Raw genomic sequence first — 8,292 nt, 5'->3', positions numbered from 1 at the left:
CGGGTCACCAGCCGCTGCTGGCGCTCCGTCAGCGCAGTCGACCGGTGCAGCTCCCAGAAACGGGCCTTTGCCAGAACTTGGGCCAGCGTCTGCTCGGCCGCCGTCACGGCCCGTCCCAGGCAGGCCAGAAACCACGTGAGCCAAGCCGTCACATCCAAGGAGCCGCGCTGGCTGGTCTCTAACAAGTCGTAATACTGCTGGCGCTCGGCCTGAATCTGGGCCGACATGCTGTAGCACCGTTGCCCGCTGCCATCGGCTCGAGCCAGCTGCAGGTCGGCAATGGCACGGGCGATGCGGCCGTTGCCATCGTCGAAAGGGTGGATCGTCACGAACCAGAAGTGCGCCAGGCCCGCCTTCAGTACCGGGTCCAGCTCAGGGGAGCCGTTAAACCAGTCTATAAACTCCTGCATCTGTTCTGCCAGCAACTCAGCCGCCGGGGCTTCGTAATGCACGCGCTCCCGCCCCATCGGGCCGGATACGACCTGCATCGGCCCCGTGCGCCAGGCCCCGACTTGCAACGGGTAGAGGCCACTGTAGCCAGTCGGAAACAGCGCGTGGTGCCAGCCGAAGAGGCGTTGCGCGGTCAGCGGCTGATCCGCTTGCTGGGTCGCATCGAGTAGCATGGCGACCACCCCTTCGACCCGGCGGTCAGCGGCCGGTAGCCCGCCGCGCTCCAGGCCCAGCCGGTGGGCGAGGGAGGAGCGCACCGAGGCCGGAGGCAGGATCTCACCCTCAATCTCACTGGACTTGAGTACATCCAGCGTCAGTGTGCGCAGGGTGGCTTCGCTGCGCAGCTCCACTCCCAAGGATTCTACGCGCCCCAGCAGCCGGCCTTGCTGGTAACGCACTTCCCCCAGGAGCCTTTCCAGCACATCTGGCTGCCAGCTAAATTTCGGCCAAGCCGGGAGTTGATGGATGTAGGGGTTTATTCTCCGCATACTATGCGGTAAATATGCGCATTATTCTCCGCATCAGCTGTTGCGGCCTGCTGCACGCAACCATACCCTTAAGCATAGTTACCGCACCCGGTTTATTGGATCGTCAAATCCTGATTCACCTCCTCCTGCCATCGCCCGCTGCAGGCAGTCCACGTCCACAGCGGCCAGAGGAAGGGGATACTCCAAGCCGGACACATGGATGACCTGATAGGTCCAGGCGGCCAAATCGTGGGCGTAAACGATGGGTTGGCCAGCCGCATCAGTGTACATCGTTTTGCCTTGCATAAATAGCTCCACACTGGCCCGAAACAGGAGTGGCACTTCTGACAGCGCTTTGTCCCGTGGGTTGGCCAATAGGTATGTCAGGTAGGCGCGAAGCGCTCTATAGGCTTGCTGGTTATGTGGACTCATGGGGCTCATAGCTGGCCAAAAATCAAGGTGTAGTTTAAAGCTATATGCGTATCCAGTAGGTTCGCCTAGTCCGACCGAATCAATGCCTAGCAACTGCACATACAGGGATTCAACAAGGTACACCTTCCAGGACCCCACCAATCAATAGCGGCTTGTGCCGGAAATGAGGGGCCAGAAAGTGGGGCCAGTCCTGTATCTTCGTGGCCCCACCTTCTTGACCCATTTGCCATGAATTTCGGTTACGCCCGCGTCTCAGCCAAAGACCAACACCTCGATACCCAACTCGATCAACATTCGGGCAAAACTGATTTATGACTGGCAGAAAGCAGCCCTGACGCCCGCCGCCATGGCAGCCGGTGCTAGCCTGGATGCGGCCACGGTCGCTGAACTGCGCCAGCTGCGCGCCGATAACCGGCGACAGGCGCAGGAACTGACCATTTTAAAAAAAGCCATTGCCATGAGCCGCTACCGCTTTATCGATATGGAGCGCGCTCAGCATCCCGTGCGTCAGCTCTGCCACGTGTTGGGCGTACCCGCCAGCGGCTATTACGCCTGGCGGGCACGGAAACAGCCGGCCCTGTGGCCGGCCACAGGGCCGGCCACACCCGCCTGGGAAACGGTGCTGGTTAAGGTTTTTGGCCAGCACAAACGCCGCTACGGGACGCGCCGTCTACAAGTCGCGCTGCGCCACAAAGGGCATCAGGTAGGCCGCCAACGCCTGCGCACGGCCATGCGCCGCCGGGGCCTGCATGCGCTACAGCCCAAGGCCTACACCCCGCGCACGACCGACTCGACCCACGGGCTGCGGTGCGCGCTCAACCGGTTGCTCGACCAGCCTAAGCCCACCCACGCCAACCGGGTATGGGTCAGCGACATCACTTATTTGCCGCTCGCCACGGGCCATTGGGCCTATCTGTGCGCTTTTCAGGACATGTCCAGCAAGCAGGTGGTCGGCTGGCACGTAATGGCCACCATGCCGGAAGAACTCGTCACCACGGCCTTGCAGCGGGCTTTTCTCTCCCAACCGCTCACCCCGCAACCGCTCACCCCGCAACCGCTCACCCCGCAACCGCTCACCCCGCAACCGCTCGTGCATTCCGACCGGGGCGGCCAATACTGCGCGAATGCCTACCGCGCCCTGCTGGCCAAGCACGGTGCGCTTCGCTCGCAAAGCCGCCGGGGCGAGTGCTACGACAACGCCCAGGCCGAGAGCCTGTGGTCGCGGCTCAAAACGGCATTGCTGGAACTGCGGGAATGGCCCGTTTTTGCTGATTTGACCGATGCGCAGACCAGCGTCGCCGACTATTTTGACTATTACAATCACGAGCGCCTGCACTCCAGTATTGACTACCAGACGCCCCATCACGCTCACCAACAACTTCTTCCAACTACCACCCTAAACTTTGGACCACCTCACGTTTGCCTTGGATTTGACGGCTCCTGACACGGCACGGCCCATAGGCCTAAGTGTGCGCTTGGCCAACGCTATCTACCTGCGGTTGCACTACGGCTTGCAGGCCGAACGTCGCGTACCAGTCGGGCTGGCGGGGGGTGTTGAGTTGGACGAATGCTGCTTCGGTCCTCGGTAGATGCAGAGCAAGCGGAGCCGGGAAGGAGGAGGCAAAACGGTCGTCTTTGGCCTATTCGAATGGGGCGGCAAAGTATACACTGAAATTGTCTCGAACTGTCAGAAAAAGACTTTATAAGCCATTTTTTGGGGTAAAGTGGACGTTTCGGCGATGGTCAATACCGATGGCCGGCTCGCTGAGCTGGTCGACTGGACGTTTCTTTACGAGCAAACGCGTGCGCTTTATAGTCACACCGGACACCCGTCGCTCGATCCGGTCGTGTTCTTTAAGTTGGTACTCGTGGGCCGACTGGAGAATCTGGTCAGCGACCGGCGCCTCGTCGAGCATTGTGCCCTGCGACTCGACATCCTTTATTTTCTTTGCTACGAACTCGACGAAGAGCTGCCCTGGCATTCGACGGTGAGCCGCACGCGTCAACTCTTCCCCGCAGCAGTCTTTGAGCACTTGTTCGATCATGTTTTTGCCCAATGCGTGGCCCAAGAACTGGTCGCCGGCGATACGCAGGCCATCGATTCGGCGCCGGTTAAGGCCAATGCCGCGCTCGAAAGCCTGCAGCCCAAGCGGGCCGCCACCGCCCACACGCCACCTTCCCCGGCGGTACTCACGACCCCGGCGCACCAACTGCGACAAGAGGTCACCCGCCAGGCAAAGCGCCAAAAAGCCCCGGGCGCGTTGGGGGCGACCCACCGCAAAGCCCGTTTGCTAAGCAATAAAACGCACTACAGCACGAGCGATCCGGACGCGCGCGTATCAGTCAAACCTGGCAAGGTTCGTGCCTTGAATTACCTCCGTAGCCTGGCGGTCGATACCGGTCACGGCGTCACCAGTCACGTACAGGCGGACTTCGCGGACAGCCGAGACAGTGTGCACCTGCCCCGCATCGTCGGCAGTTTACAGCCCCGCTTACAGGCACAGGAGCTGTATTGACATGAGCTACTGACTGATGCCGGCTACGTCAATGGGTTCAATTATGCCTTGCTGGAGCAGCGCGGCATCACGCCCTGGATGCCGGTATTTGGCCAATACAAAGCCACGATCGAGGGCTTTACCTATAATTCAGTGACGGATAGCTACACGTGCTTAGCCGACAAGCCGCTGCCCTTCCGCAAGTATGACACCAGCGCCGATGGCAACTGGCTCAAGATTTATTGGGCCGCCTATCAGGATTGCCAGCGCTGCCCCCTTAAACCCACGTGTGTGCCCACGGCCAAACGCAAGCAGCTCACGCGCACGGCGTACGATCCGGCCTATCGCCGGGCGCGGCAACAGAGTCCGAAAGGGCAGGCGATGCGGCGCAAGCGCCAAAGCACAGTCGAGCCCGTGTTTGGCAATCTGATCCATCACTATGGTCTGCGACGTGTCGGCACGCGTGGCAAAGCCGGGGCCCAGAAGACGATGCTCTTGGCGGCGATTGCCTATAATCTGAAAAAGCCACTCAAGTATCCGCCCCGTAAAGGCAAGGCAATCGCCCTCGCCTTGCCTCCACCACCGCCCGCGTGGCCTCCTTTTCGGATGCGAACACGACAAACAGTGTTCCGCAGAAATCACCGCAGCAACTCACTTCCCAATAGGGCGAGTTCTGCAACAGCCATGACCGTCTACATAAGAATAAAACAAGGTTGTCTCCTTGGTTTCACAATTATTTGGAAGTCCCATTCGTGATTCTAAACAGCATCAGCGTCCCGGATTGTGCTCAAATAGAACTCCGGGAACTTCTTTACCGATCTTCCCGTGACAAGATCGAAGATTATCTGTGTGCAGACTCCCGCTGCTAACCAGGAAGCTATTGACAACTGGGGGGGAGAAAGTTGCTCTTCTTCTGCCTTATACTTTCTTACCGTCTCATCGAGCCATTCCTGTGGACTGTTCTTGCGTCTCATGTAGTCTGATACGTACTGTACAACACTTAGCTCATTAAACGGCCGATCGGCTACTCGCAAGGAATCCAGACCAATGTCCCCAGCAATGACCATGACCAGGGCACTCCAGCCCAAATTATATGGGTGCAAGACGGGGATGCCGTGTTCCTGGCATACGCTGTCGAATAATAGGGGCATATCTGATGTGAAATCCAATGCATTTATGGCAATCGTGTGGCCTGGCACGAAGTCCTGAATGGTATCGGGTGTTATGAAACAGTTATAAGCGGTGATTTTGGCGTTGCTGTTGATAGCAATCAGTCTGTTTTTCAGAGCCTCTACTTTAGGGATTGCTAAGTCTGACTCTATGTAGTTCTGCCGGTTGAGGTTAGACAGCTCGACCACGTCGCCATCAATTAGGGTGATGGTTTCAAAGCCAAACCGCACTAAGCATTCAGCGATTATACTCCCAATGCCCGCCCCACCCAGTAAGATTGGTGTGACTTGTATCAGGTTTTGCTCTTCGCTTGTCAGGTATATTCTATTTCGAATGTAACGCTGTTTCACAGTTTGTATGAATGAGTTTGCGTGTTCATTGTTTCTGCATCCGCTTCGTAAACCGGCGTATCCCCGCATATATAGCGGTTTCGCGAACGGTTTATCCTTTCACAAGCCTTCCCGTAAGGTAATATATGAAACCCTACTCTACCCTACTATTTTAATTGACTGTCGGCAAGCAAGATAGCGACTGAACGCGTCCAGCAGGCCCAAGAGTTTACGAGCTATTGGTTCATCTGGGGCAGCGTGCGGCCGAGTGAGCTGGCGCAGCAGATTCAGGCCATGCCGACTCAAACTGGTAGCCCGGTAGCCGTGGTTTTTGCGGGCAATAGGCTTGATTTTCGCGTTAGCCACCGTGCCCACGCTCAGGCACAACGCGTAGGCTAGGCTGACTAGGGCCACGAGCTTGCGCAACTTGCGGTGGCAGCGTAAATGGGTGGCCTCCAGATTGAAGCCGCGCCCCTTCAGGTTCTGAAAGCACTGCTCAATGGTCCAGCGTTTGGCGTAGAGCTGGTCCATGTAGGGCAGCCCCACATTGCCAAACAGGAACAGAAACTCGTTGCCGGCCAAGGCTTTGACCCAGATCTGGCCCCACACCCCATCGACTTGGCAGTGGCCGAAGCGGCGCACCTGACCGGGGGCTAGGCCATGCGTGGGCCTGGCGGTGCCGCTGAGCCGGGGCCGTAGCCTGACGTTGATCGGGGCGTTATAGGTGCGGGGCCTGGGGGCGGTGCAACTGCTGGAGGGCAGCCTGAATTATGTCAATTTCGCTTGGTACGTGACCGCGTGTCTGGTGCCGACGCTGCAGCCGGGCGATGTGCTGGTGCTGGACAATTTATCGGTGCACAAACTGCCGGGCGTGGTCGATTGGTTGGCCGAGCGGGGCGTGCAGGTGGCGGTTCTGCCGCCGTACTCCCCCGATTTTAGCCCGGTCGAGCAGGCCTGGAGCAAGCTCAAAACCAAGCTGCGTGCCACCCAGGCACGCACCCGCCAGGCGCTGGAGCAGGTGCTGGAGCAGGCCCTGCAGCAGGCCCTGCAGCAAGCCATCAACTGGATTACCAGCCAGGACGCGCGCCATTGGTTTGACCACTGCGGCTACCATACCCAATGGCCTAACCAGGGGTAAACCGTTCACGAAAATGCTATGGGCGATTTTTTCAGCTTATTTGGCAGGTTTATAGGAAACACCCTACATATATTTACGATATCAAAGGTTATTAATACCGAAAACAAAAAACAAAATCGTGCTTATTTTCAGAAAATAGCAGGAAATAAGACTTGGCATTTTTGACGGTTTTTTTGGCAGATTTATAAAAAAATAATAAGTCAAATTTGTATCATAATAATTAGGATATGGAACGGAGAAAACGAGATATTATAGAAGAAATCATATCTAAAGCCTGGGAAGATTCCAGCTTTAGAAAAGAGCTACAGGTCGATCCGATAGAGGCGATAGAAAAGCTGATCGGAGTTAAGGTTGTGTTGCCAGAGGGAAAGAGTTTGGTAATTACAGACCAGACCGACAAATCTAAGATATACGTAAATATACCGGTAGAGCCAGAGGTGCAGGGTCTAGAACTAACAGAAGATCAGCTCGAAGCAGTAGCGGGTGGCGGTCATAAAATATGGACTGATTTTGTTAGTAGTTTATTTCCTTCATTAGAACAGTATTTAATATTAAAAAATTAAGTGTTTAATTTAAATAAACTGTTATATATTGATAGCCATATATATGTACTGAGTAAGTCTTCGGATTTCGAATAGTAAGCCCCTAGCTATCATAAAGATTCTCTGCTTAATTATCGCCGATCTAGGGTTAATTTTCAAGATTACTTGATAATTAACCCCATGGAATTCACGCTAAATCAAAGTGTGTTTGAACAAGTCGTGCAAAAAGCTTGAGAAGATCCTCAATTCAAAAGCGGGTTGATAGCTAATCCCGCCGAAGCTATCGAGAAAGCTACTGGCCACAAACTCAACCTGCCCAAAGGCAAGGCCATAGTGGTGCGCGATCAGACCGACGAATCCACAGTCTATATTAATCTTCTGGCCAAGCTAAACACGGAGAATGTCGAGTTGAACTAAGATCAACTTAAAGTCGTGGCTGAGGAATATGTCGGTGGAAAACCATCCATGCCACTGCCCTTTCGCCCTTCTTACACCACATAAAACCAGTAAACACAGTAAAATAAATCACATTCACCAATTAAAAAACACCATGAAAAATTCAATCAACAACAAGGTCAATGCGTTGAAAAAAGACGCGGAAAATCAAGGTGAGTTCATGAAAAAACTCGCCCAGCTCGATGAGCAAGGCCAACTTACTGATGCTATGCTGGAGCAAATCAGTGGAGGTGAACCCGGTTTTGGTGTTCTCATCGACGTACCCATGGCGGGCATGTGGAACCCAGATCCGGTAACCGCAGCTTTCTAAACGGGTACTCATGGCTTCTCTACTTTGTCCCAGCTCGACTGCTAAGCCCGGTGCCGCCCTTTTTGGTATTCAGGATGCTACTGGCCACATTCAGTACCTCGAAGAACCAGTCGTCGTTGACCAGACCTTCGTTGATACCGCCCGCCAGCATGCCCGCCAGCCTGAAGAACGGTTTCGGTTTGCCAGCAATTGTGCTAAAACTGGTTGCGGTCACTGGAGTTCGCAGAACGCCAGTTGCAGTCTAGTAGGTAAAGTTGTTGAAGCCATGAACCACAAAGCGGGTGCTACGCTCGTCGCCTGCGCCATCCGCACCCGCTGCCGATGGTATCATCAGGAAGGCGCAAATGCCTGCGCAAACTGCGACGAAGTGGTGCGCAACATCCGAACGCAGGAAATAGCGGTGTAACCTCAATGAAATTTACAAAAATTTAGAAATTCACAGTCATGACGTATCAAGAGCAAGAAACATCAGGTGCAGAATTAATGACGAATCTCGTGCATAT

11 protein-coding genes are annotated in these 8,292 nt (G+C 55.2%); 7 read left to right on the top strand and 4 right to left on the bottom strand.

What is annotated here, in order from left to right; genetic code table 11:
• Nucleotides 1–872, bottom strand: an 872-nt coding sequence (locus tag BLW21_RS20550; protein WP_245711982.1) for a Fic family protein, incomplete at its 3' end; no start/stop codon positions are given.
• Nucleotides 873–1,016: 144 nt separating this feature from the next.
• Nucleotides 1,017–1,349, bottom strand: coding sequence for a hypothetical protein (locus tag BLW21_RS20545; protein WP_092743934.1), 333 nt, complete (start codon nucleotides 1,347–1,349; stop codon nucleotides 1,017–1,019).
• Between the two features lie 232 nt (nucleotides 1,350–1,581).
• On the opposite strand from BLW21_RS20545, the gene BLW21_RS20540 reads away from it, so the two are divergent.
• From BLW21_RS20540 to BLW21_RS20530, 3 genes are all read left to right on the top strand, one after another.
• Nucleotides 1,582–2,793: an IS3 family transposase gene (locus tag BLW21_RS20540; protein ID WP_139255367.1), complete on the top strand. Its 1,212-nt coding sequence runs from the start codon at nucleotides 1,582–1,584 to the stop codon at nucleotides 2,791–2,793.
• Nucleotides 2,794–3,073: 280 nt separating this feature from the next.
• Complete coding sequence (locus BLW21_RS20535; RefSeq protein WP_139255366.1) at nucleotides 3,074–3,865, top strand: transposase; 792 nt, start codon at nucleotides 3,074–3,076, stop codon at nucleotides 3,863–3,865.
• 9 nt (nucleotides 3,866–3,874) lie between these two features.
• The gene (locus BLW21_RS20530; RefSeq protein ID WP_092743928.1) at nucleotides 3,875–4,600 is read left to right on the top strand and encodes a transposase; all 726 of its coding nucleotides are present in this window, start codon (nucleotides 3,875–3,877) and stop codon (nucleotides 4,598–4,600) included.
• A 2-nt stretch (nucleotides 4,601–4,602) separates the two neighbouring features.
• On the opposite strand, the gene BLW21_RS20525 is transcribed toward BLW21_RS20530, so the two are convergent.
• The gene (locus tag BLW21_RS20525) at nucleotides 4,603–5,364 is read right to left on the bottom strand and encodes a HesA/MoeB/ThiF family protein (protein WP_092743926.1); all 762 of its coding nucleotides are present in this window, start codon (nucleotides 5,362–5,364) and stop codon (nucleotides 4,603–4,605) included.
• A 138-nt stretch (nucleotides 5,365–5,502) separates the two neighbouring features.
• Complete coding sequence (locus tag BLW21_RS20520) at nucleotides 5,503–5,985, bottom strand: transposase (RefSeq protein ID WP_092743924.1); 483 nt, start codon at nucleotides 5,983–5,985, stop codon at nucleotides 5,503–5,505.
• Nucleotides 5,986–6,067: 82 nt separating this feature from the next.
• Between BLW21_RS20520 and BLW21_RS20515 the strand changes: the two genes are divergently transcribed.
• From BLW21_RS20515 to BLW21_RS21400, 4 genes are all read left to right on the top strand, one after another.
• Nucleotides 6,068–6,481 (top strand): transposase, encoded by a 414-nt coding sequence (locus BLW21_RS20515; RefSeq protein ID WP_092743922.1) that lies wholly within the window; start codon nucleotides 6,068–6,070, stop codon nucleotides 6,479–6,481.
• Between the two features lie 227 nt (nucleotides 6,482–6,708).
• Nucleotides 6,709–7,044, top strand: a complete 336-nt coding sequence (locus tag BLW21_RS20510) for an NHLP leader peptide family RiPP precursor (RefSeq protein WP_092743920.1) — start codon at nucleotides 6,709–6,711, stop codon at nucleotides 7,042–7,044.
• Nucleotides 7,045–7,573: 529 nt separating this feature from the next.
• Entirely contained in the window at nucleotides 7,574–7,789 is a 216-nt protein-coding gene (locus BLW21_RS20505) for a hypothetical protein (protein WP_092743918.1), read from the top strand.
• A gap of 10 nt (nucleotides 7,790–7,799) precedes the next feature.
• Nucleotides 7,800–8,195: a hypothetical protein gene (locus BLW21_RS21400; RefSeq protein WP_139255365.1), complete on the top strand. Its 396-nt coding sequence runs from the start codon at nucleotides 7,800–7,802 to the stop codon at nucleotides 8,193–8,195.
• The last annotated feature ends 97 nt before the right edge of the window (nucleotides 8,196–8,292 follow it).

This window comes from Hymenobacter psychrophilus (genome assembly GCF_900107135.1).
Lineage (GTDB): Bacteria > Bacteroidota > Bacteroidia > Cytophagales > Hymenobacteraceae > Hymenobacter > Hymenobacter psychrophilus.
This window is presented reverse-complemented; position numbering and strand designations above follow the sequence as displayed.

Coding starts and splice junctions, on each gene's coding strand:
- BLW21_RS20510 (WP_092743920.1), top strand. CDS start 6,709: ATGGAACGGAGAAAACGAGATATTATAGAAGAAATCATATCTAAAGCC.
- BLW21_RS20505 (WP_092743918.1), top strand. CDS start 7,574: ATGAAAAATTCAATCAACAACAAGGTCAATGCGTTGAAAAAAGACGCG.
- BLW21_RS20545 (WP_092743934.1), bottom strand. CDS start 1,349: ATGAGTCCACATAACCAGCAAGCCTATAGAGCGCTTCGCGCCTACCTG.
- BLW21_RS21400 (WP_139255365.1), top strand. CDS start 7,800: ATGGCTTCTCTACTTTGTCCCAGCTCGACTGCTAAGCCCGGTGCCGCC.